General features: G+C 63.4%; 17 protein-coding genes. 10 read left to right on the plus strand and 7 right to left on the minus strand.

The annotated features are described in order from the left end of the window. The 4 genes from B348_RS0128750 to xylA all read right to left on the minus strand — a co-directional run. Nucleotides 1-1,109: sugar ABC transporter permease (locus tag B348_RS0128750; RefSeq protein ID WP_017739481.1), on the minus strand; the 1,109-nt coding region annotated here is incomplete at its 3' end. Further along, complete coding sequence (gene xylG, locus B348_RS0128755) at nucleotides 1,110-2,666, minus strand: D-xylose ABC transporter ATP-binding protein (RefSeq protein ID WP_017739482.1); 1,557 nt, start codon at nucleotides 2,664-2,666, stop codon at nucleotides 1,110-1,112. Then, entirely contained in the window at nucleotides 2,663-3,655 is a 993-nt protein-coding gene (xylF, locus tag B348_RS0128760; RefSeq protein WP_017739483.1) for a D-xylose ABC transporter substrate-binding protein, read from the minus strand. Before xylF ends, xylG begins: the two co-directional genes overlap by 4 nt. A 48-nt stretch (nucleotides 3,656-3,703) precedes the next feature. Further along, entirely contained in the window at nucleotides 3,704-5,020 is a 1,317-nt protein-coding gene (xylA, locus tag B348_RS0128765) for a xylose isomerase (RefSeq protein WP_017739484.1), read from the minus strand. Between the two features lie 139 nt (nucleotides 5,021-5,159). Here xylA and B348_RS0128770 point away from each other — a divergent pair, with 139 nt between their 5' ends. The 10 genes from B348_RS0128770 to B348_RS0128815 all read left to right on the plus strand — a co-directional run bounded on the left by B348_RS0128770 (nucleotide 5,160) and on the right by B348_RS0128815 (nucleotide 17,937). Next, nucleotides 5,160-6,335, plus strand: a complete 1,176-nt coding sequence (locus B348_RS0128770; protein ID WP_017739485.1) for a XylR family transcriptional regulator — start codon at nucleotides 5,160-5,162, stop codon at nucleotides 6,333-6,335. A 158-nt stretch (nucleotides 6,336-6,493) separates the two neighbouring features. Continuing rightward, entirely contained in the window at nucleotides 6,494-7,543 is a 1,050-nt protein-coding gene (locus tag B348_RS0128775; RefSeq protein WP_032865255.1) for a fimbrial protein, read from the plus strand. A gap of 33 nt (nucleotides 7,544-7,576) precedes the next feature. After that, nucleotides 7,577-8,638: a fimbrial protein gene (locus tag B348_RS0128780; protein WP_050558337.1), complete on the plus strand. Its 1,062-nt coding sequence runs from the start codon at nucleotides 7,577-7,579 to the stop codon at nucleotides 8,636-8,638. Between the two features lie 266 nt (nucleotides 8,639-8,904). After that, on the plus strand, nucleotides 8,905-9,453 hold the full coding sequence (locus tag B348_RS0128785; protein WP_017739488.1) for a fimbrial protein: 549 nt from the start codon (nucleotides 8,905-8,907) through the stop codon (nucleotides 9,451-9,453). A gap of 54 nt (nucleotides 9,454-9,507) precedes the next feature. Further along, on the plus strand, nucleotides 9,508-10,248 hold the full coding sequence (locus tag B348_RS0128790) for a molecular chaperone (RefSeq protein WP_017739489.1): 741 nt from the start codon (nucleotides 9,508-9,510) through the stop codon (nucleotides 10,246-10,248). Nucleotides 10,249-10,323: 75 nt separating this feature from the next. Beyond that, entirely contained in the window at nucleotides 10,324-12,822 is a 2,499-nt protein-coding gene (locus B348_RS0128795; protein ID WP_017739490.1) for a fimbria/pilus outer membrane usher protein, read from the plus strand. A 275-nt stretch (nucleotides 12,823-13,097) separates the two neighbouring features. Further along, nucleotides 13,098-13,631, plus strand: a complete 534-nt coding sequence (locus tag B348_RS0128800; RefSeq protein WP_026137152.1) for a fimbrial protein — start codon at nucleotides 13,098-13,100, stop codon at nucleotides 13,629-13,631. A 146-nt stretch (nucleotides 13,632-13,777) separates the two neighbouring features. Further along, nucleotides 13,778-16,165 (plus strand): fimbria/pilus outer membrane usher protein, encoded by a 2,388-nt coding sequence (locus B348_RS01000000130415; protein WP_081609304.1) that lies wholly within the window; start codon nucleotides 13,778-13,780, stop codon nucleotides 16,163-16,165. A 30-nt stretch (nucleotides 16,166-16,195) separates the two neighbouring features. After that, nucleotides 16,196-16,921, plus strand: coding sequence for a molecular chaperone (locus B348_RS0128810; protein WP_017739493.1), 726 nt, complete (start codon nucleotides 16,196-16,198; stop codon nucleotides 16,919-16,921). Next, the gene (locus tag B348_RS0128815) at nucleotides 16,918-17,937 is read left to right on the plus strand and encodes a fimbrial protein (protein WP_032865257.1); all 1,020 of its coding nucleotides are present in this window, start codon (nucleotides 16,918-16,920) and stop codon (nucleotides 17,935-17,937) included. Before B348_RS0128810 ends, B348_RS0128815 begins: the two co-directional genes overlap by 4 nt. A gap of 16 nt (nucleotides 17,938-17,953) precedes the next feature. On the opposite strand, the gene B348_RS0128820 is transcribed toward B348_RS0128815, so the two are convergent. The 3 genes from B348_RS0128820 to B348_RS0128830 form a co-directional block, all read right to left on the minus strand. Beyond that, nucleotides 17,954-19,219 (minus strand): carbohydrate porin, encoded by a 1,266-nt coding sequence (locus B348_RS0128820; protein WP_017739495.1) that lies wholly within the window; start codon nucleotides 19,217-19,219, stop codon nucleotides 17,954-17,956. Between the two features lie 55 nt (nucleotides 19,220-19,274). After that, on the minus strand, nucleotides 19,275-21,683 hold the full coding sequence (locus tag B348_RS0128825) for a glucose/quinate/shikimate family membrane-bound PQQ-dependent dehydrogenase (protein WP_026137153.1): 2,409 nt from the start codon (nucleotides 21,681-21,683) through the stop codon (nucleotides 19,275-19,277). A 180-nt stretch (nucleotides 21,684-21,863) separates the two neighbouring features. Continuing rightward, complete coding sequence (locus B348_RS0128830; RefSeq protein ID WP_017739497.1) at nucleotides 21,864-22,592, minus strand: IclR family transcriptional regulator; 729 nt, start codon at nucleotides 22,590-22,592, stop codon at nucleotides 21,864-21,866. Between the last annotated feature and the right edge of the window lie 323 nt (nucleotides 22,593-22,915).

Raw genomic sequence — 22,915 nt, forward strand, 5'->3', positions numbered from 1 at the left:
TCCACCCACACCGCCAACACCAGAATGCTGCCCTTGACGATCATTTGCCAGTAGCTGTCCACGTCCAGCATCGACATGCCGTTATCCAGGCTGGTAATCACCAACGCCCCGAGCAACGCGCCATACACCGTGCCCGAGCCGCCGCGCATCGAGGTACCACCGATAAAACACGCGGCGATGGCGTCCAGTTCGCCCATGTTGCCCGCCGACGGCGAACCCGCCGCCAGGCGCGCGGTGTTGACCAGCCCGGCGAGGGCACACATCACGCCCATGATGCCGAAGATCCACAACTTCACCGCCTGCACGTTGATGCCCGACAGGCGCGTGGCTTCCATGTTGCTGCCCACCGCATACACGCGCCGGCCGAACACGGTCTGGCTGGTGACGTAGCTGAACACCCCGAGCAACACCAGCAACAACAGCACCGGCACGGGAATGCCGTCGTAGCTGTTGAGGGTGGTGACGAACCCGGCGAGCACAGCGCCGATCACCGCGACGCGCAGCAGATCCCGCGCCAGCGCATGCGCCGCCAGGCCATGCAAGGCGCGGTTGCGCCGCTGTTTCCAGGTCAGAAACACCGTCAGCGCAAACAACAAGACGCCCAGCCCAATGCCCACCGAATGTGGCAAATAACCCTGGCCCACATACACCAGCGACGGCGACACCGGCGCAATGGTCGTGCCCCCGGTAATCCCCAGCAAAATCCCGCGAAACGCCAGCATCCCGCCCAAGCCGACGATAAACGACGGGATGCGCAGATAGGCCGTCATATACCCGTTGGCCAGGCCAATCATCAACCCGCACAACGCCACCAGACTCAGGTTGGCCAACAACGGTATGTGATAGACCACATCCAGGATCGCCGCCAACCCGCCCAGCAACCCGAGCAGCGAGCCCACCGACAAGTCGATCTCGCCGCTGATGATCACCAGCACCATGCCGCACGCCAGAATCCCGGTGATCGACATCTGCCGCAGCAGGTTGGACAGGTTGCGCGGCGTAAGGAACCCGCCCTCGGTCTGCCAGCTGAAAAACACCCAGATCACCGCCACGGCAATCACCAGGGCGAGCATTTTGTAGCGGCTGAACAGTTGTTTGACCTGATTCATCTACGCGGTCTTCCGATCATTATTATTGTTGTGGCTGAGCGCGGCGGCGAGCACCTGTTCCTGGGTGAGCCCGGCGTTGAGGAAGTCGCCCCGCAACTGGCCCTCGCCGATCACCAGCACACGGTCCGATACGCCCAGCACCTCGGCCAGTTCCGACGAGACCATGATGATCGCCACGCCCGCGGCCGCCAGCGCGCCCATCAGCTTGTAGATCTCATACTTGGCGCCCACGTCCACGCCGCGGGTGGGTTCATCGAGGATCAGCACTCGCGGCTTGGCCATCAGCATTTTCGCCAGCACGGCCTTTTGCTGGTTGCCACCGGACAGGCTGGTGATGGGCAAGAACGGGCTGGAGGTCTTCAGGTGCATGCGTGCGATCTGCTGGTCGATGCTGCCCAGTTCGGCTTCGGCATCGATGCGCGTCAGGTGGGCGTAGCTGTCGAGTACCGCCAGGGTGATGTTCTGGCCCACGCCAAGGTCGGGGATGATGCCTTGGCGCTTGCGGTCTTCGGGCACCATGCACAGCCCGGCGCGGATCGCTTTGAGCGGCGTGCGCGTGTCGATCACCGCGCCGTCCAGCCACACCTCGGCGCTGTAGCGCCCGGGGTAGGCGCCGAACAACGCCGACACCAGTTCCGTGCGCCCGGCGCCCACCAGCCCGGCGATGCCGAGGATTTCGCCGCGCTTGAGGGCAAAGGAAATGTCGTCGACGCGCTTGCGCCTGGGGTTGTCCACGTCATAACAGGTGACGTGGCGCGCCTCGAAAATCACCTCGCCGACAGCGTGCGGCTCGGTGGGGTAGAGGTTGCTCATCTCGCGGCCGACCATCTGCGTGATGATCTGCGCAATGTCCATGTCGGCCATGGCCGTGGTCGCGATGTGTTTGCCGTCGCGGATCACCGCGATGGTGTCGCACACCGCCGCCACTTCATCGAGCTTGTGGGAGATGTACACGCAGGCCACGCCCTTGGCCTTGAGGCTGCGGATGATGTCCAGCAGCACTTCGATCTCCGAGCGGGTCAGGGCCGAGGAGGGCTCGTCGAGGATCAACAGGCGCGCCTGTTTGTTGAGGGCCTTGGCGATTTCCACCAGCTGCTGGTAACCGCCGCCGTACTGCGACACCGGCAGTGCCACGTTCATGTCCGGCACCTTGAGCTCGCGCATCAGGGCTTCGGCGCGGTGGAACATCGCCGGGTAGTTCATGCGCCCACCCGGCAGGGTCAGCTCGTGGCCCATGAAGATGTTTTCGGCCACCGAGAGATCGGGCACCAGGGTCAGTTCCTGGTGGATGATCACAATGCCCGCCGCCTCGGTTTCGCTGATGGACTGCGCCCTGAGCGGTTGCCCGTCCCAGAGGATTTCACCGGCCCAGGTGCCGTGGGGATAGACCGCCGACAGCACCTTCATCAGGGTGGATTTGCCGGCGCCGTTCTCGCCGCACAGGCCGATGCATTCCCCCGGCCGCACCTTGAGGTCGATGCCGTTGAGGGCGTTGACACCGCCAAAGGTTTTGACGATGCCCTTCATTTGCAGCAGGTAGTCGGCCATGGCGGTCATTGCCCGGCGATCTGCTCTTTGGTGTAGAACCCGTCCTTTTCCAGCAGGTCGATATTGGCCTTGGTCAGTGGGGTGGGGGTGAGCAGGATGGTGTCGACTTTCTTGCTGCCGTTGTCGTATTGCGAGCTGTAGGCCGGTTTTTCACTGCGCGCCAGTTGCACCGAGAGCTTGGCCGCTTCCGTGGCGATCAGCTTGAGCGGTTTGTAGACGGTCATGGTCTGGGTGCCGTCGATCACGCGCTTGATCGCGGCGAGGTCGGCGTCCTGGCCGGAGATCGGCACCTTGCCCGCCAGTTTCTGCGCGGCCAGGGCCTGGATCGCGCCGCCGGCGGTGGCGTCGTTGGAGGCGACGATGGCGTCGATCTTGTTGTCGTTACGGGTCAGGGCATTCTCGACAATGCTCAGGGCCTCGGTGGGGTTCCATTCCTTGACCCATTGCTGGCCCACCACCTTGATATCGCCCTTGTCGATGGCCGGTTGCAGCACCTTCATCTGGCCTTCGCGCAGCACCTTGGCGTTGTTGTCGGTGGGCGCGCCGCCGAGCAGGAAGTAGTTGCCCTTGGGCGCCGCTTGCAGCACGCCGCTGGCCTGCATCTCGCCGACTTTTTCGTTATCGAAGGAGATATACGCGTCGATGTCGGCGTTGAGAATCAGGCGGTCATAGGACACCACCTTGATCCCGGCCTTCTTCGCTTCGGCGACGGCATTGGTCAGTACGGTGGCGTTGAACGGCACGATGACGATCACATCGACGCCACGGGAGATGAGGTTTTCGATCTGCGAGATCTGTTTTTGCTCGTTGGCATCGGCCGATTGCACGAAGACCTTGGCGTCGAGTTTTTCGGCGGCGGCGACAAAGTAATCGCGGTCGCGGGACCAGCGTTCCAGGCGCAGGTCATCGATGGAGAAGCCGATCTTCGGGTGCGCCGGGTCAGCCATCACCGGCAGGGCGAGCAGGGCCAGGGCAGTGGCGATAAGTGTGCGTTTCATGGTTTGTGCGTCCTTTTATTGTTGTTGGAAGACTCAAAACAAACACGGTCAGCGATAGATAAACCGATTGACGATCCCTTCAAGCATCTCCTGTCGGCCGCTCACGGCCTGCGGATTCAGCTCCTGGGCAAACGCATGCAAGGCCAGCGATTCCAGGCTGAACTCACCGGCCAACACCGCCTGGCCCAACGGCTGCTGCCAACCGGCATACCGCTGGTCCTTGAACTGCTGCAAGCGATCGTTCTGCACCATCGCCGCCGCGCGTTCCAGGGCCAGCGCCAGGACATCCATGGCCGCCACATGCCCGTGGAACAGGTCCACCTCGTCCAGGCTCTGGCGGCGGACCTTGGAATCAAAGTTATAGCCGCCATTCTTGAACCCGCCAGCCTTGAGGATTTCATAGGTGGCCAGGGTCATCTCTTCAACGCTGTTGGGGAACTGGTCGGTGTCCCAGCCGTTCTGCGGGTCGCCACGGTTGGCGTCGATGCTGCCGAAGATCCCCAGGGACACCGCCGTGGCGATCTCATGGTGAAAACTGTGCCCGGCCAACGTCGCATGGTTGGCCTCGATATTCACCTTGATCTCCTGCTCCAGCCCGTACTCGTGCAGGAAGCCGAACACCGTGGCGCTGTCGTAATCGTATTGGTGCTTGGTCGGCTCCTGGGGCTTGGGCTCGATCAGCAGGTCGCCCTTGAAACCGATCTTGTGCTTGTGCTCCACCACCATGCGCATAAAGCGCCCGAGTTGTTCGCGCTCGCGCTTGAGGTCGGTGTTGAGCAGGGTTTCGTAGCCTTCACGGCCGCCCCACAACACATAGTTGGCGCCCTTGAGCCGCAGCGTCGCATTCATCGCGCTGTACACCTGGGCGGCGGCCACGGCGAACACTTGCGGGTCCGGGTTGCTGGCGGCGCCGGCGGCAAATCGCGGGTTGCTGAAGCAGTTGGCGGTGCCCCACAGCAGCTGGATGCCGGTCTGTTCCTGATGGTGTTCGAGGTGGTCGACCATCTGCGCAAAGTGGTTGCGGTACTCCTTCAGCGAGCTGCCTTCGGGGGCCACATCGGTGTCGTGGAAGCTGTAGTAGTCGATGCCCAGCTTGGAGAAGAACTCAAACGCCGCCTCGGCCTTGCCGATGGCCAGTTTCATCGGGTCGCCGCTGCGCTGCCACGGACGCTTGAAGGTGCCGACGCCAAACATGTCCGCTCCCGGCCAGACAAAGGTGTGCCAATAACAGGCGGCCATGCGCAGGTGTTCGCGCATGGGTTTGCCGAGGATCAGCTTGTTTGCGTCGTAATGGCGAAAGGCGAGGGGACTGTCGCTGCTGGGGCCTTCGAAGCGGACCTTCTCGACACCGGGGAAGTACGGCATGGCGTTTTCCTTATTGTTCTTGGCGGTGGCTCGATACTAGCAACGGCGTTGGCCCTGGCGATTATGAAAATCACCAACGGGTGGTGCGATTTTGCGTGGCGGGGGCTAGGCTGTGGCGACCGGCCCGAGGATAAAAACAATGAAAACCCTACCGCCCGTGCACCGCATTGCCTTGTTGTTCAACGGCAGCAAGATCTACGACCGCGGCATCATCGCCGGCATCGGCAATTACCTGAGCAGCACCCGCGCGTCCTGGGACTTGTTCCTCGAAGAAGACTTCCTGTGCCGCCTCAAAGGCATCGAGCGCTGGCAGGGCGACGGCATCATTGCCGACTTCGATGACCCGCTGATCGGCGAGGCGCTGGCCGGGATCAAGGTGCCGGTGGTGGCGGTGGGCGGTTCCTACGCAGATGCGCGGGCCTATCCGCAGGGCATTCCCTATGTGGCCACCGATAACCATGCCCTGATGAAGCTGGCCTATGAGCACCTGATCGAAGCCGGGCTCACGCGCTTTGCCTGTTTCAGCCTGCCAGAGGCCCAGGCCAACCGTTGGGCGCAGGAGCGCGAGAAAGCCTTTCGCCGCCTGCTGCAACGCGATGGTCTGCACGTCGAGGTCTATCGCGGCCTGGGCACCAGCGCGCCGCTGTGGGACAGCGCGGTCGAGCAACAGATTGCCTGGCTGCACAGCCTGCCCAAACCCATCGGCATCATCGCCGTCACCGACGCCCGCGCCCGGCAGCTCTTGCAGGCCTGCCTCACCGCCGGCATTGCGGTGCCGGAAGAAGTGGCGTTGATCGGCATCGACAACGACCCGCTGACCCGCACCCTCACGCGGGTGCCGCTGAGTTCGGTGATCCAGGGCACCGAGACCATGGGCCGCACCGCCGCCGCCCTGTTGCACCAGATGCTGCACGGCAAGCCGTGCGCGGGGGAGCAGATCCTGGTGCCGCCGGATGCGATCAACGTGCAAGCCTCCAGCCTGCACCAACCCTTGGGCGACCCCTATGTGATGCAGGCACTGTTGTTTATCCGCCAGTACGCCTGCCAGGGGATCAAGACCGCCCAAGTGGCGGCGTACGTGGGTATCTCGCGCTCGTCCCTGGAGTCGCACTTTCGCCAGGTGCGCGGCTGCAGCGTGCATGACGAGATCCTGCGCTTCAAACTCGCCGCTGCGGCCAAGGGCCTGGAAAGCCGCGACCAGGCGATTGCCGACATTGCCCAGGCCTGTGGTTTCAAATCGGCGCAGTACCTGCACACGGTGTTTCGCCGGGAGTTTGGTTGTACGCCACGGGAGTACCAGCAGGCGGTGATCTAGCTGAGGAAATTTCCTACAAGATGGTGGGAAATGAGCTACGGGTAAGGTGATGTCGATTCCCGATAATCACCCCTCATCCGGTCTTCGTGCCCGACTCCGCTCATCTGCCAGGCTGACGGCCACTCCTGCCTGCAGTCGCTTTTACCAGGGCTTCAATCATGATTTTCAGACCCTCACTTGCCTGCGCTTTGTTGCTCGCGGCGGCACCGGCGATGGCCGAGTGCAACTGGGCCTCGGGCAACAACGCGGTCAAGCCGCTGATGTTCAACGCCGGCACCTTCTTCGCACCGCGCGACATCCCCGCAGGCAGTACGTTGAACAATCACCCGGTACCGGCCCAGGTCATCAACTTCGGTGACACCCTCAGGTGCAGCGCACCGTCGTTCTACACCGCCACGTTGATCGGCCCGCTGGCGGTCAGTACACCGGTGGACTACATGACGATCCCCGGCAATGCGTTGTTGCAGACCAACGTGCCCGGGGTGGGCCTGGCCATCTACATGACCGGTTTTTCGCCGCAGTGGAATGCGCCGGCAGACAACCCCAACCGGTTTATCCCGGTCACGCTCACCTACGACAACCCTACGCCGGTGACGATGCCCAACCTCCAGTTTCGCTACGCCTTGGTCAAGACCGGCGAGATTGCGCCCGGCAGCCACAGCGTCAACCAGGTGGTCGCCTCCGGCACGTCGGATATGGGCCCCATGTTCGACCTGACCTTTGCCGCCACCATCACCGTGGCCGGCTGTTCGATGCCAGCCGCGCCCGGCAACCAGATCGACGTACCCATGGGCACCTGGGAAAAGCGCGTGTTCAACGGCAAGCACTCCACCACGCCGGCGCAAGCGTTCGCCATCACCCTCAATGCCTGCATTGCCGGGAGCAACTACCCCAACAATCCCGGCGGCGCCTTTACCGGCAACTACGCCAACATCCAGATCGACGGCAACAAGACTTCCAGCATCCTGGATGCGGCCAACGGCATTCTCAGCCTGTCGAGCGATTCCACCGCACAAGGCGTGGCCATCCAGGTGTTGAACGCCGACGACTCGCCGATGAACCTCGGCCGACCGGTACGCCTCAGCCGTATCGTCAACGGCACCACCACGGTGCCGCTGAAGGCACGCTACATCCAGACGGCCGACGGCGCGACGCCGATGCCGGGCTCTGCCAATGGCTATGCGAGCTTTTCAGTGACCTATCGCTGAGTTGGCTATGGCGCTTCTACGAGGACTTCAAGCATGAATCTCAGATCAAGACTTGCCAGGGGCTTGGGTACATCGGCCCTGTTACTGGCGGCGCTGCCGGCGCTGGCCGATTGCCGTTGGACCTCGGGCAGCACCACGGTCAAGCCGCTGGCGTTCAACATGGGCACGGTGTTCGCCCCGCGCGATGTGCCCGTGGGCACCACCTTGAACAACCCTTCGCCGATCCGTGCGATCAACTTTGGCGACACCCTGCAGTGCGGCATTTCGGCGTTCTACAACACCACGCTGATCGGCCCGCGCGCGCCGGATATCCGCGTGGATACGCTCAGTGTCCCGGCCGGCTCGTTGTTGCAGACCGACGTGCCGGGCATCGGCCTGGCCATCTACATGACCGGCTTTGCCGCCGCCTGGCGTGGCCCGGCCGACAACCCCAGCCGCTTTATCCCGGTCAACCTGACCTACAACTCCGGCACCTGGGCGAGCATGCCCTCGGCGATGTTTCGCTTCGCCCTGGTCAAGACCGGTGACATTGCCGCCGGCACCCACAGCATCAACCAACTGGTCGCCAGCGGCTCCTCGAACATGGGCGCGATGTTCGACCTGACCTTCAGGGCCACCGTCACCGTGGCCGGCTGTTCGATGCCCGCCGCGCCCGGCAACCAGATCGACGTGCCGATGGGCACCTGGGAAAAGCGCGTGTTCAACGGCAAGCACTCCACCACGCCGGCCACGTCGTTCGCCATCACCCTCAACTCGTGTACGGCGGGCAGCAACTACCCGAACAACGCCGGCGGGTTTTTCAATGGCAACTTCGCCAACATTCAGATCGATGGCAACAAGACCTCCAACATCATCGATGCGGCCAACGGCATCCTCAGCCTGTCGAGCGACTCCACCGCCCAGGGCGTGGCCATCCAGGTACTCAGCGCCGACGACAGGCCAATGAACCTGGGGCAACCGGTGCGCCTCAACCGCATCGTCAGCGGCACCACCTCGGTGCCGCTCAAGGCCCGCTATATCCAGACCGGCGACGGGCCGACGCCCGAGCCAGGCTCGGCCAATGGTTATGCGAGTTTTTCGGTGACCTATCGCTGAGTGAGCAGGGTTGTTTCCACGCTTTACCGCCAACGCCACAGCCCGGTTTGCCAGGGGTGTGGCGTTGTCGTTCATGGCTGCACGGCACGCTGCATTCGTAGGAAATGTCCTACGCGCACAGCGACGTTTCCTACAGATGCTTACCTCTTGCCTTTCGATAATGACCCCAGACGAAACGCGCTACCCCGCAGCCGGGTTGCCACGTCGATCCGTCTGAAGGCCTGAACATGGCTTGCAGACACTTCTCTCTTTCTGTGGATGTGATCATGAAAAAGTTTGCTCTCAAAGGTTTGACCCTGGCCCTGGTTCTGGCAGGTGCATCGCAAGCTGCCATGGCGGCGGACGGCGAAATCAACTTCATCGGCAGCGTCACCGACAACACCTGCCCGGTGGTGGTTTCGGACCTCAACGGTTCGGCCGGTGCCGGTGATGTGGGCCTGGGCAGCGTGCCCGCGACCTCCCTGGCCTCGGCTGGCCAAGTGGGCGGCGGCGGCGCCTTCACCCTGACCATCGACACCACGGCCCCGGGTTGCAGCGTCACCGGCAAAAAAGCCGTGGTCAAGTTCCTGTCCCTCAGCGGCAACGCCGGTGCCAGCGGCCAGTGGATCGGCCTGACGCCTGACGCCGGCGTGGCCACCAACGTTGCCGTGCAGATCAAGGACGCCACCGGCAAGGACGTGCAACTGGGCCTGGAGTCCTCGCCGTACCTGGACCTGACCCAACCGCTGCGCTTCACCGCCAACTACATCGCCACCGGCGCCGCGACCGCAGGTCCGGCCAACGCCAAGGCCGCGTTCACCGTCGACTACCAGTAAACCTTGTGCCACGCCTCAACCCTGTCGGGTTGGGGCGCCAAGAGGATGATCGAGATGAAACGTTCTGCGACCCCTTTCAAAACCACAGCGGTGTTGGCCGTCTTGCTGGGCAGCGCGCTGCTCAGCGTTGCCAGCCAGGCCGGTGTGATGCTCGGCGGCACGCGCATCGTGTTCGACGGCAACAAGCGCGACGCCTCCATCAGCGTCGGCAACACCACGGCGCAACCCTACGCGGTGCAGACCTGGATCAACACCGAGGCCGACGACAACAGCACCGCCACCCCCTTCGTGGCCACGCCGCCGCTGTTTCGCCTGGACCCGCGCAAAGAACAGATGGTGCGCATCCAGAAGGTCCCCGGTGCATTGCCCGAGGATCGCGAGTCGGTGTTTTACTTCAACGCCCAGGAAATCCCGGTAGCCGGCAAGGCGGGCGAGAACACCCTGAAGATCGCCATGCGCACCCGCATCAAGTTGTTCTATCGCCCGGCCGGCCTCCAGGGCAACCCGCTTGAGGCACTGCCACAACTGCGCTGGAGCCTCGCGCAGGAGCAGGGCAAAAGCGTGTTGGTGGTGAACAACCCTTCGGCGTTTCACGTGTCCTTCATTGGCGTGAAGGTGATCGCGGGCGCGCAGACCGTCGAGGTCGAAGAACCGAAGATGGTCGCCCCGGTGAGCAGCCAGCGTTATGCGTTGCCCGGTTTCAGCGGCCGCAGCGGTGACGTGCTGTTCTCCGCGATCAACGACTACGGCGGTTACAGCGAGCCTGCAAAAGTCTCCCTGAACAGCGCGCCCTGACACCCCAGCCCTTTTCCTCGCGAACGAGCCCCCGCGTTGCCCCTGCAACGTGGCGGCAGCGTATTGAGTATTGTCATGCGAATCGATGCCCTGAACCTTGACGGCCCGTCCGTGCATTTTGCCCCGCTGCGTCTGTCCGTTGCCATTCTGGCGGCGTTGCTGGGCACGGCGGCGTACGCCGATGAACCGATGAAGTTTGACGCCAGCTTCATGCAGTCATTTGGCGGCACTGGTGCCGGGCCGAACCTGGATCTGGACGCGATTGCCAACAGCGGCAGCATCGGCCCCGGCACCTACCCGGTGCTCATTCGCCTGAACCAGAGCTTTTTTGATCGGCGCGACATGACCTTCATCAAGGATGAGCAAAGCGGTGAAGTACGCGCGTGCCTGTCGGAGGCATTCCTGACCGAGCTGGGGGTGAAGCTCGAAGCGTTCCAGGTGCCAGGCGAAACCCTGCCGGACTGCGTGGACCTGGCGACCCTGGTGGACGGCGCGTCGGTGAGCTTTGACGCGAACTACCTGGCCCTCGATATCAGCGTACCGCAGATCGCCTTGCGCCGTGACGCGGCCGGTTATGTCGCGCCGCAAGACTGGGACCGGGGGATCAATGCGAGCATGCTCAACTACCAGTTCTCGGCATCGCAGACCCAGTCCGATGCACGGGGCAGCACCAGCCAGTACAACCTGTACGCCAACGGTGGTTTCAACCTGGGCGACTGGCGCTTTCGCACCAGCACGTCGTTTCTCCAGGACGAAGAGGGCAGGCGCGATTGGCAGCGCAGCAACACCTACGCGCAGCGTGACGTGACGGCTCTCAAGGGCACGCTCACCGTCGGCGAAAGCTTCACTCCGGGCGATGTGTTCGACAGCGTTCCGTTTCGCGGCGTGCAGCTGGCCTCGGACATGGGCATGTTGCCGGATTCGATGCAGGGCTACGCGCCGATCATCCGCGGCATCGCGGAAACCCAGGCCAAGGTCGAGGTGCGCCAGAACGGCTATTCGCTGTACACCACCTACGTCGCACCGGGCGCGTTCGAGATCAACGACCTCAACGCCGCGTCGGGCAGCGGCGACCTGGAGGTCGTCATCACCGAGGCCGACGGCCGCGAGCGGCGCTTCACCCAGCCTTACGCGACCCTGGGCAATATGCTGCGGGAAAAAACCTGGCGCTACAGCATGACCGTCGGCGAATACAACGCGGTGGACGGCGGGCAGCGCCCGGCGTTTGCCCAGGCGTCGCTGGCCTACGGCTTGCCTTTCGACCTGACCCTGTATGGCGGCCTGCTCGGCGCCGACTTCTATCGCGCCGGCGTGGTGGGCATGGGCAAAAGCCTCGGCAGCCTGGGCGCGGTGTCGCTGGACGTCACCGGCGCGCAAACCGATGTGCCGCAGGCCCAGGGCAACCAGAAGGGCCACAGCGTCAGCGTGCGGTACGGCAAGGCGTTCGAGAGCGGCACCTCAGTGCGCTTCGCCGGTTATCGCTACTCCACCGAAGGCTATCGCGACTTCGACGAGGCCGTGCGCCTGCAAGCGCCGGATGACGACTACGACCTGTCCCGCCGCAGCAAGGTCGAGGCCAGCGTCAACCAGGCCCTGGACCGCTACGGCTCGTTCTACCTGAACATGAGCCAGCAGAACTACTGGGGCTCGTCGCGCCAGGACAAGCAGATGCAGGTCGGTTTCAACACCCAGTTCAAAGGCGTGACCTATGGCGTGTATGCAAGCAAAACCCTCACCGACACTTACGGCCAGAGCAATCAGGTGGTGTTGACCGTGTCCATGCCCCTCGGCCAGACCCGCAGCACCGGCACCTACGCCGTCACCCGCAACACCGACGGCAGCCTGGACCAGCGCGCCGGCCTCAGCGGGCGCGATGGCGAGGTCACCTACAACGTCAACGCCAACCGCTCGGAAAACGCCGGCAATAACGGCTCGGCCTTGTTCGGCTACCGCGCGCCGTTCGCCCAGTTGGGCGCGGGTGTCAGCGTCGGCAGCGGCTACCGGCAGACCTCGCTGAGCGCCGCCGGCTCGGTGTTGGCCCACGGCGATGGCGTGGAGTTCGGCCAGACCCTCGGCGAGACCGTGGCCCTGGTGGAAATCAAGGACACGCCCAACGTCGGCGTGCTCAACGCGCCCGGCACCCTGACCAACAAACAGGGCTACGCCCTGGTGCCGTACGTCATGCCTTACCGCAAGAACCGCGTGGCGCTGGACACCGGCGAGCTGGACACCGACGTCGACATCGAGGACGGCGTGACCAATGTGGTGCCGCGTCGCGGCGCGGTGGTCAAGGCCACGTTTGCGGCCAGCCGTTCGGAAAAAGTCGTGCTCAATGTGCGCTTGCAGGACGGTGGTTTGCCGCCGTTCGGTACCTCGGTACTCGACGCCAAAGGCATCAGCGTCGGCGTGGTCGGGCAGGCCGGGCAGGTGTTGATGGCGGTGGGCGAGAGCAAGGTGTTCAACATGAAGTGGGGCGACAAGGCCGCGCAGAGTTGCACGTTCGAACTGGACATCAGCAAGACCGCACCGGTGGATGGCTACCGGGTGATGGAGGCGATCTGTTCAATACCGTGAGGAAAATTCCTACACGTCGGACGGAACGGGATTACATTTGCAGTTATGCGTACAGCCCATTATTTGTCCCGCACTAGAAGCACTTGAACGTATCAACCAGCAACACCGATGACCGCACTTGAACTGACTGAACAGCAAAAACAATCAAGTAAAGACTTGAACTGTTTTACCGGATGAAAGCTGTTCTTCGGGGGGGATCTTGTTAAGTGTCGGTAACGTTGAGTTGAGCGCAAGTAGCTTCAAGGCAACTAATCAATTACCTAAGAGTTGTACTCATGAAAAAGCTTGTCGCTGTTACTGCCGCTACTGTTGTTATGGGTCTTGCTTCCTTCGCCAACGCCGCGACGCCGGGTACCGGTAACCCGGGCACCGTGCGTTTCATCGGGGAAATCGTTTCCGGCGCTTGCGGGATTGACGCCAACTCTTTGGACCAGACCGTGTCCCTGGGCCAAGTGCCATCGAACCAGTTCCGTGCGATCGGTGATCGTTCGACGCCGACCAAGTTCGACATCATCCTGACCGAGTGCGACACCGCCACCCAGAAAAACGCGCGCTTCACCTTCAGCGGCGTGCAAGACCCAGTGGTTCCAGGCCTGTTCGCCACCACCGGTCTGGCACAGAACGTCGGTATCCGCCTGCAAGCCAGTGCCGGTGAAATGCTCGACAACGGCACTGAACAAGTTGCCCCAGTCGTGCTGCAAGACGGCAACAACACCGTCACCTTCGCCGCCATGTACGAAGCCACCGCGGCATCGGTGACCACCGGTGAAGCAGACAGCGTTGCCAACTTTACCGTTGCCTACAACTGATAGTGCTTTATGCGTTGTTGTAAAGAAGGGGCGCGAGCCCCTTTTTTATTACCTGTCACAGTACTGCCAAAAGGGTCACTCCCGTGTGCTGCCGCAAACTTCTGGTGTCTTGCGTATTTCTCTGCTGCGCGCGTAATAGCGAGGCGTTGGAGTTCAATACAGAGTTTTTGAATATCGACGGTAACGACGGTGTCAGCCTCGGCCAGTTTACCCACGCGCATTACACCGTGCCCGGCAGTTACTTATTGGATGTTGTAGTCAACCAACGTTATTTCGGTACCCGTTCCATCGAATTTAAAAGTGGCAGCCAGCCGCAGCAAAGTTATGCCTGCCTGCCCGAAGAACTGGTCGCGACCTTTGGTCTCAAGCCCGAACTGTTCAGCGCACTGCCACGCCTTGCCGAGGGCCAATGCGTTGACCTCAGTGGCATCGCCAACGCCAGCGTCAATTATGCGCAGAACCTCGGCCGGCTGCTGATCAGCCTGCCCCAGGCGTCATTCGAATATGACGACCCCAACTACATTCCGCCCGCCGCCTGGAGCGAAGGCCTGGATGGCGCGCTGCTCGATTACCGGGTGATCGCCAACCGCCGCGAGACCTCGGGCGCGGCGGCGGCCGGCGATTCCACCACGCTGCAAAGCTACGGCACTGCCGGCGTCAACGTCGACGCGTGGCGCCTGCGCGCCGACTATCAAGCCCAGCAAACCAGCGGCAACGAAGGCGGCCAGGTCAACGCCAAGGCGTTCCAGTTGAACCGCCTGTATGCCTACCGGGCGCTGCCGTCGATCCGTTCGAAACTGTCGGTGGGCGAGGACTACCTCAACTCCGACGTGTTCGACACCTTCGCCCTGCGCGGCGCCAGCCTGAGCAGTGACGACCGCATGTTGCCGCCGAACCTGCGCGGCTACGCGCCGCTGATCAGCGGCTTGGCGCGCACCAATGCGACGGTGACGGTATCGCAGCAGGGCCGCGTGCTCTACTCGACCACCGTGACGCCGGGTGCGTTCAGCCTGCAGGACATCAACAGCAGTGTGCAAGGCACGCTGGACGTGAAGGTGCGCGAAGAAGACGGCACCGAACAGACGTTCACCGTGACCACGGCGGCGGTGCCGTTCCTGTCCCGCGAAGGCGAGTTGCGCTACAAGCTGTCGGCGGGCCAGCCCCGGCTGACCGGGCGCGGCGGCACCGAGCCGGGCTTTGTCGCCGGCGAATTGGCCTATGGCTTGTCGCGGGACTGGACGGCGTACGGCGGCGTGTTGACCGCGACGGACTACATGTCCCATGCGGTCGGCGTCGGCCGCGACCTTGGCGTGTTCGGCGCGGTGTCGGCCGACGTCACCACTTCGCGGGCCAAGTTGCGCTGGAGCGGTGAGACGGCGGTGGGCAACTCCTACCGCATCAACTATTCCAAGCACTTCGACGCCATTGGCACCGACCTGCGCTTTCTCGGCTATCGCTTTTCCGACCGCACCTTCACCAACTTTTCGCAGTTTGTCGGCGACCCCGAATCCTATGGCTTGAACTCGGGCAAGCAACGTTACTCGGTGATGCTCGCCAAGCGTTTTTCGTGGTTGTCGACCAGCCTGTCGTTTGATCACTCGACCTATTGGGACGCCGCGCCCTCGGACCGTTTCGGCCTGACGCTGGCGCGCAGCTTCACCCTGGGCAATGTGAAGAATATCAACCTCAACCTGTCGGCCTACCAGACGCGCAATGCGCAGAACAGTGACTCGCAGCTCTACCTCGGCGTGAGCATTCCCCTGGGCGGCCGCTCGATGATGTCGACCAACCTGCAACGCAGCACGTCGGGGGCGTCGTCGGCCAGTGTCGGCTTCAGCCACGATGACGGCGAGGGCATGAACTACCAGGTGTACGGCGGGGTGGGCGACAACAAATACGTCAACGCCTACGTCGGCCAGCGCGCCTCGACCTACCGCGCGAATGCCTCGGCGACCACCGATGGCAGCACCTACCGCTCGCTCACCGGCGAACTCGACAGCTCGCTGGTGCTGACCCGTCATGGCGTGACCGCCCACGGCAACGGCTCGAACGGCGACACGCGCTTGCTGGTGTCCACCGAAGGCGTGCCCGACGTGACCTTCACCGGCCAGGCGCGCACCAACAGCCGGGGCTACACGGTGATGGACGGCCTGCCGTCGTTCCAGGCCTATGAGGCGCGGGTCAACCTGGAAAAACTGCCGCTGAAGACCGAAGTGTCCAACCCGATCCAGCGCCTGGCACTGACCGAGGGCGCTATCGGCTACGTCAGTTTCGCCGCCGCCCAGGGCCACAACGCCTATGTCGAGCTGATCCAGCAAAACGGCCAGCCGGTGCCTTTCGGCGCCTCGGTCCAGGACAAACACAACCATAAGGAAGTGGGCATCGTCGGGGAGGCGGGCATCACCTATTTGCTGGGCGCCAAGACCGGCGCCGAACTGGTGGCGCGCTGGGATGACAGCCAGACCTGCGCGCTGGCGGTATTACCCGACGAAGACGTCGTCACCAACGTCGCCACGCCCGTGCGCTGTTTGTGACGCCACTTTCTATCCTATTGGAGCACCCTGATGTCTCGCATGATGTTTACCCGTTTGGCCCGCCTGGCGCTGGTCTGTGTGCCGTTGGTGGCGAATGCCGCCGTGGTACCCGACCGCACCCGGGTGATTTTTGAAGAAAGCGCGACCTCGGTCAGCGTCACCGTGAGCAACAAGAACCTGCAACTGCCGTTTGTGGTGCAGTCGTGGATCGAGGACGCCAACGGTAAAAAGATCAGCGCGCCGTTTATGGTGCTGCCGCCGTTGCAGCGCATCGAACCGAATGAAAGCAGCATGCTGCGCATCGTCAAGCTGCCGGAGACCTCGCTGCCCAAGGACCGCGAGTCGGTGTTCTACCTCAACATCCGCGAGATCCCGCCCAAGAGCGAAGCGGTCAATGCCATGCAGATTGCGCTGCAATCGAAGATCAAGCTGTTCTACCGCCCGGCGTCGGTGAAGCGCGAACGCGGGGCCGACCTGGCCCAGGGCCTCAACCTGACAATCGACAGCGTCGGCAAGCAGCTGCTGATCGACAACCCGACGCCGTTCCACATCACCGTGGTCGGCCTGCTGGCCGGGCCGCAACAGGACAAAATGCCGGTGGAGACCATCATGATCGCCCCCCACAGCGGCGCACGCTTGCCGATGAGCAGCCTCACCTTCAGTGAGTTGCGCGTGTCGAACATGAATGATTTCGGCGGCCAGACCGACACCTTGTTCCACTGCGCGGCCGAGGCATGCAAGGCTGTGGCACCGTGAACATCCAGTCGCTGCTCAAGGTGGGCATGGCCGTGCTGACGCTGGGGTTTTCCACGGCATCGTGGGCGCTGGTGTGCAAGTCGCAGACCGATGGCGATTTTCTCAGCGAATACATCGGCCCGGTGTCGGTGCCGGACACCGTGCCCGACGGCACGATCATCTGGCGTTCGAAGACCCACGTGGTGCCGGCCAACTGCTGGAAGCTGCGTGATATTCACTACAACGAAGACGATCCGATCTATTTCTACGGCAACCCGGCGGGCCTCAACGCCACGGCTTGGGGCATCGAGTTCGGGCTGGTGTACCGCCAGGTGACGGCATGGGATGGTGATTGGAGTTCCGACCCGACCCAGGGCGTGAACACCGGGTTTGTGTCCCGTGGCTGCCCGGATGCAACCAACAACGCGGAGATGCTGCCGTGCTCGTTGGCCACGCCGAACATTGCGTTCCAGGTGGTGATCCGCAAGCGCGGGCTGCTGCCGTTGCAACGCCCGTCGCAGGATACGTATGACGTGTTCCAGTTTGACGGCCAGTACGGCCTCAATGGCGGCATGGGCAACCCGTTCAACAACTTCCGCTTCAAGCTCAGCGGCTTGCAGAACATTGTCGGCACGGCCTGCACGGTGGATGTCACCGTGACGCCGGAACCCGGCATCGTCGACTTCGGCGTGATCCAGAAAACCGCCACCGGGCTGTCACCGGTCAACCCGACCAAGCCCTTCAGCCTGGCCCTGGAGAAAAAGTGCAGCAGCGCGATCAACATCGGCGCCACCCTGGTGACGGCCAATCAGCAGGGCCAGTACACGGTCCTGCCGGCGGCCGACAGCCAGTTTGGCATCCAGGTGCGCGATGCTCGCAACGCGCTGGTGCCGATCAACGAGCCATTCCCGTTGGCGACGTTTGCGGCGGATGTCAGCCATATCGACGTGCCGTTCAGCGCGACAGTGGTGTCGTTGGGCGATCCGGAGGTGGGGGCGTTCGAGGCGGTGATGGTGGTGCAGGTCATTTACTACTGAGCCTGCACCCCGCAGGTTAGAAGCTTGCTTTGACTTGCAAGCCAAGGACCAGCGCGTTGTCGATGTTGTCCCCGGAAAACGCCCCCGGCTCGATGATGTATTGCACATCCGGGCGTAAGGTCAGCCAGGGCGTGGCCTGGTAGCCGTAGCTGAGTTCGATCAACTGCTCTGCGTTGTTCAGGTTGGGGTAGTCGTTGCCGGCATTGAACGCCGCCAGTTCCTGCACATCGCGGCTGCGCGGGTTCGGCACGGCACGGCCATAACCGAGGGCGACGGTGTCACGCGGGCGGCCGTCGAACGGTTTGTACAGCACCACGCCCGCGCCGTACCACTTGGTGAACGGCGCGGCGGCGGTGCTGGCCGCCGAGTATTGGCCGAAGGCGTGCAGCACGCGGCCGGCGGATGAGTCCGAGGCCCACACGGCCTGGTCGATCAGCAGGTAATGGCCGCTGCGCCCGCTGACTTCTTGATTGCTGCCGATGCGTTTGACGTCGGAGCTGTCGTAGTAATAGCCCAGCTTGTACTCACCCGGCAGGCGGCCTGCCTGCTTGTAGACCAACTCGATGGGCACCACGGTGCCGGTGGTGTGCTTGGGCGTCAGGTGCCAGGCGCGGCTGGAATTGCCGTTGCTTTCCGGGTCGACGTTGAACGCCGCCACCCGCAACTGCCAGCTCGGCGAGAAGTCGTATTTGACCCGCGCACCGAGGCGCGCATTCGGGTAGTTGGTCCAGCCGCTGCCACCGGACATGTTCAGCGGGTGGCCGCAGAAACCGGCGTTCATGAAGTTGCACAGGATGCCGCTGTCGAGGCCGCCAAGGTCGTTGCCCATCGCCATGTAACCCAGCTTGACGTTCAGCGCCGGGGTAAACAGGGTGCGCTCGTAGCTCAGCTCGGTGAGACGGGTGTAGAGGCCGCCGTAGTTTTCCTGGATCGGCAGACGGTTGCCCACCAGGTCTTCGGAAGCGCTGTTGCCGCGGCGGTCGTTAATGGTGAGCTGGATGCGGTCGCCATTGTTGAAGCCATACAACTTGCCCAGGTCGAACTGCACGCCAAGCTTGAGGTTTTGCGAGTAGCGCGCCGAGCGGTGCTGGCCGCCGTGGGCGTTGTAGGCGGTCTCGCCGCTGTAGTCGCCGGTGAAGCGGATGCCGCTGTCTTCCAGTTCGCGGCGCAGGCCGCCCCAGTCGCCGGTCAGGGTGCTGTCATCGGCTTGCACGGGCAGGGCGGCACTCAGGGCAACGCCCAGCAACAGGCGCCCGAAAGGGATGTGAGAAGTGGGGGTCATGCGGGTTCTTCCAGACAGAAAGCGCGGTGCGGGGGCACCGCGCTTGATCGAGGGGTTAAGGCAGGGCGTAGGCGATCACGTAGTCGCCACGGTCAGTGGACTGGCGTGCGCCGCCCGCGGTGATGACCACGTACTGCTTGCCGGTTTTCGGCGACACGTAGGTCATCGGGCCACCCTGGCTGCCGACGGGCAGGCGGGCTTTCCAGATTTCATCGCCATTGGCGCTGTTGAAGGCGCGCAGGTAGAAGTCCTGGGTCCCGGCGATAAAGATCAGGCCGCCCTGGGTGGACAGCGTGCCGCCGAGGGTCGGCAGGCCGATCTTGATCGGCAGGTGCATGCGGATCCCCAGCGGGCCGGTGTCTTCAACGGTGCCCACCGGCACTTGCCAGGCGACTTTCTGCGTCTTCATGTCGATGGCGGTCAGGGTGCCGAACGGCGGCGCCTGGCACGGAATGCCGGCCACCGAGAGGAAGCGGTTTTTGTTCACCGCATACGGCGTGCCCTTGAGCGGTACGGCGCCCATGCCGGTGTTCAGCGCTTCGCCACCGGACGAGGACTGTGCCTTGTTCTGCGACGGCACCATCTGGATCCACAGGCCCAGGCGCATGTCGTTGACGAAGATAAAGCCATGCACCGGGTCGGTGGAAAGGCTGCCCCAGTTCATGCCGCCCAGGGAACCGGGGAAGCTCAGGGATTTATCGGTGCCCGGCGCGGTGTACAGGCCGTCGTAGCGCATGCCCTTGAAGTCGATGCGGCACAGCAACTGGTCGTACGGCGTGGCGCCCCACATGTCCGATTCGGTCAGGGTTTGCGCACCGATCTGCGGCATGCCGAGGGATTTCGGCTGGGTCGGCGAGTACGGTTCGTTGGGGATGTTGGCGGCCTTGACCGGTACTTCCTGCACGTCGGTCAGCGGCTTGCCGGTGGCGCGGTCGAGCACGTAGATCTGCCCGGCCTTGGTGCCGATCACCACCGCAGGCACGGCTTTGTCGGTGCCCGGCGCAGTGAAGTCGATCAGGCTTGGCTGCATCGGCAGGTCGAAGTCCCAGAGGTCATTGTGGACGGTCTGGTACACCCACTTTTCCGCGCCGGTGGAGGCGTCGAGCGCCAACACGGAAGCGCCGTATTTGTGGTTCAGCTGCGTGCGTTCAACCCCGTAGATGTCGGTGGACGAGCTGCCCATCGGCAGGAACAGGGTGTTCATCAGCGGGTCGTAGGACATCGGCGCCCAGCTGTTCGGCGTGCTGCGCACGTAGGTGCTGCCGTCGGCCGGGGCGTTTTTGTCTTCCGGATTGCCCGGGTCGAAGGCCCAGCGCATTTTCCCGGTGATCACGTCGAAGCCACGGATCACGCCGCCGGGCATGTCGGTCTGCACGTTGTCGGCGACACGGCCACCAACCACGACAGTGGTGCCGGCGATCAGTGGGGCGGAGGACAGTTGGTAGTAGCTGTCCGGGACGTTACCCAGGCCAGCTTTCAGATCCACCTGGCCGTGGGTGCCGAAGTCTTCGCAGAATTTGCCGGTGTCGGCGTCTACGGCGATCAGGCGCGCATCGATGGTGTTGGTCAGCAAGCGACGCTGGCACTGCGCACCGGCGGGCACGCGAGCGGCAATGATCGGCGAGCTGTTGGGCTGGCTTGGCTGGGCAATCGGCGCGGTGGCGTCGAAGTAGGCCATGCCGCGGCAACGTTGCCACACTGCCGATTTGGCGTTGACTTCGTTCTTCCACAGCTCTTTGCCGGTGTCGGCGTCGAGGGCGATCAAGTTGTTGTGCGGGGTGCAGATGAACACCTTGTTGCCGATCTGCAGGGGCGTCAGCTGGTCTTCGGCGCCGTTGCCGTCGCTGATGGCGACGTCACCGGTGTGGTAGGTCCACGCGACTTTCAGCTTGTTGACGGTGTCGCGGTTGATCTGGTCCAGCGCGGCGAAGCGGCTGCCACCTTCGGTGTTGCCGTAGTGCGCCCAGTCTTTCTGCGCATCGGCCGGGTTCACCGGGGTGATGCCAGGGCCGGCACCGGTAGGCGCCACGCTTGGGTGGGCGACAAACATATTGCCCGCCGCGACCACCACGCCGACGGCCAGCACGCCGGCCACGCCATAGGCGGCGCGTGCCGGGCGGCCCACCAGCCAAGGGTAGACCAGGGCCACCACCATGCCGATCGCCGCGAACATGAACACCCGCGAGAACAGCGGCCAGAACACCAGGCCCGCATCCGCGACGGCCCAAATGGCCGTGCCGACCAGGAAGGCCGCGAACAACCACGCACCGGCCGGCTTGCGGCAGGCGATCAGCAGGCCGGAAAGGGCCATGGCCACGCCGCCGATCAGGAAGTACAGCGAGCCACCGAGGCTGGCCAGTTTGACGCCGCCAACGGCCAGCGCCACGCCGAGCAGGGCGATGATCACGCCCAGGCCCAGCAGGATGAATCTAGGGACGCCAGCGGCGCGCGATGCTCGTTTCATATCGATAAATGCTCGAAGGTGAGAGGGCAAAGACGCGATTTTAGCAAGATAAGTAACTAGTTAGTACATTAGAGTCCTGCAATAGACTATTACAGTTGCTGCGATGATGCGGTGTGGCCAAATGTCGCCCAGGGTGCGATGTGCATCGCACCCTGCTGCTGCACGCGTCTGCTAGAGACTTTAGACGGATTTTTTGTGGTGCGCGGCGGCGTCATCGGCGAGGGCATCGCCACCCAGGCTGCGGGTCAGCTCGACGGCGGCTTGCTGGAACAGCGGGTGCAGGGTCTGCGCTTGCTCGGCGGTCAGGCGGCTGGCGGGGCCGGACAGCACCAGGGCGCCGATCAGGTTTTCGCCGGGGCCGAAGATCGGCAGGGCCATGGACGACGCGTGGGGGTCGGTGGCGCCGTGGGAGAAGATCGGCTTGATCATCTTTGCGGCCAGCGAGTAGGGCGTGCGCAACGCTTCGGCTCCTGCGGCGCCGTCCATGGGGCGGGTGTCGCCCGGTTGCAGGTGCAGGCGCAGGTGGTGGGGCGAGTTCACCCGGTACAGGCACATGCGATAGGCGCCGTGGCGTACGTAGAAGGAGGCGGTTTCGCCGGTTTCCTGGGTCAGGCGGTGCAGCAGCGGGGTGATGTGGCGCTCAAGGTCGAGGCCATCCTGGTAGACGGTGTTCAGGCGCATGATTTCGGTGGCCAGTTGATAACGGCCGTCCGCCAGGCGGGTGATCAGGCCGTGGTCTTCCAGGGACACCATCAGGCGCATGATGGTGCTTTTGACCAGCCCGGTGCGTGCGGCCAGTTCGGCCAGTTCCAGGGCGGTGTCGCCCATCTTGAAGGCGGTGAGCACGGTGAGCACCCGATCGGCCGAAGCCACCCCGGTGACTGCGGGGCGTGGGCGGGTTTTTACCATGGGGTGCTCCTTGTTGGGGGTAGGCTGCAAAATACTGGTATTGGCGGGTGGGGGCAATCTTGGCTGTTCACCTGATCAGTGGGCTGATACACCGCGATCCACCTGTGGGAGCGGGCTTGCTCGCGAAGACGGCCTGCCAGGCGACTGAGTTGTTATTGGCTACACACCGCTCCAGGGTGGGAGCTGGCTTGCCTGCGATGGCGGTCTGTGGGTGTACATATCCGTTATTTGGGTAACGGCGGCTATTGGTTCCGCCCTTACGGCGGCTCACTTTTGAGAAGCGCAAAAGTAAGCAAAACGCTCTTGCCGGTATGACTCACCCA

Origin of the sequence: Pseudomonas sp. CBZ-4 (assembly GCF_000346755.1) — a bacterium.
GTDB lineage: Bacteria > Pseudomonadota > Gammaproteobacteria > Pseudomonadales > Pseudomonadaceae > Aquipseudomonas.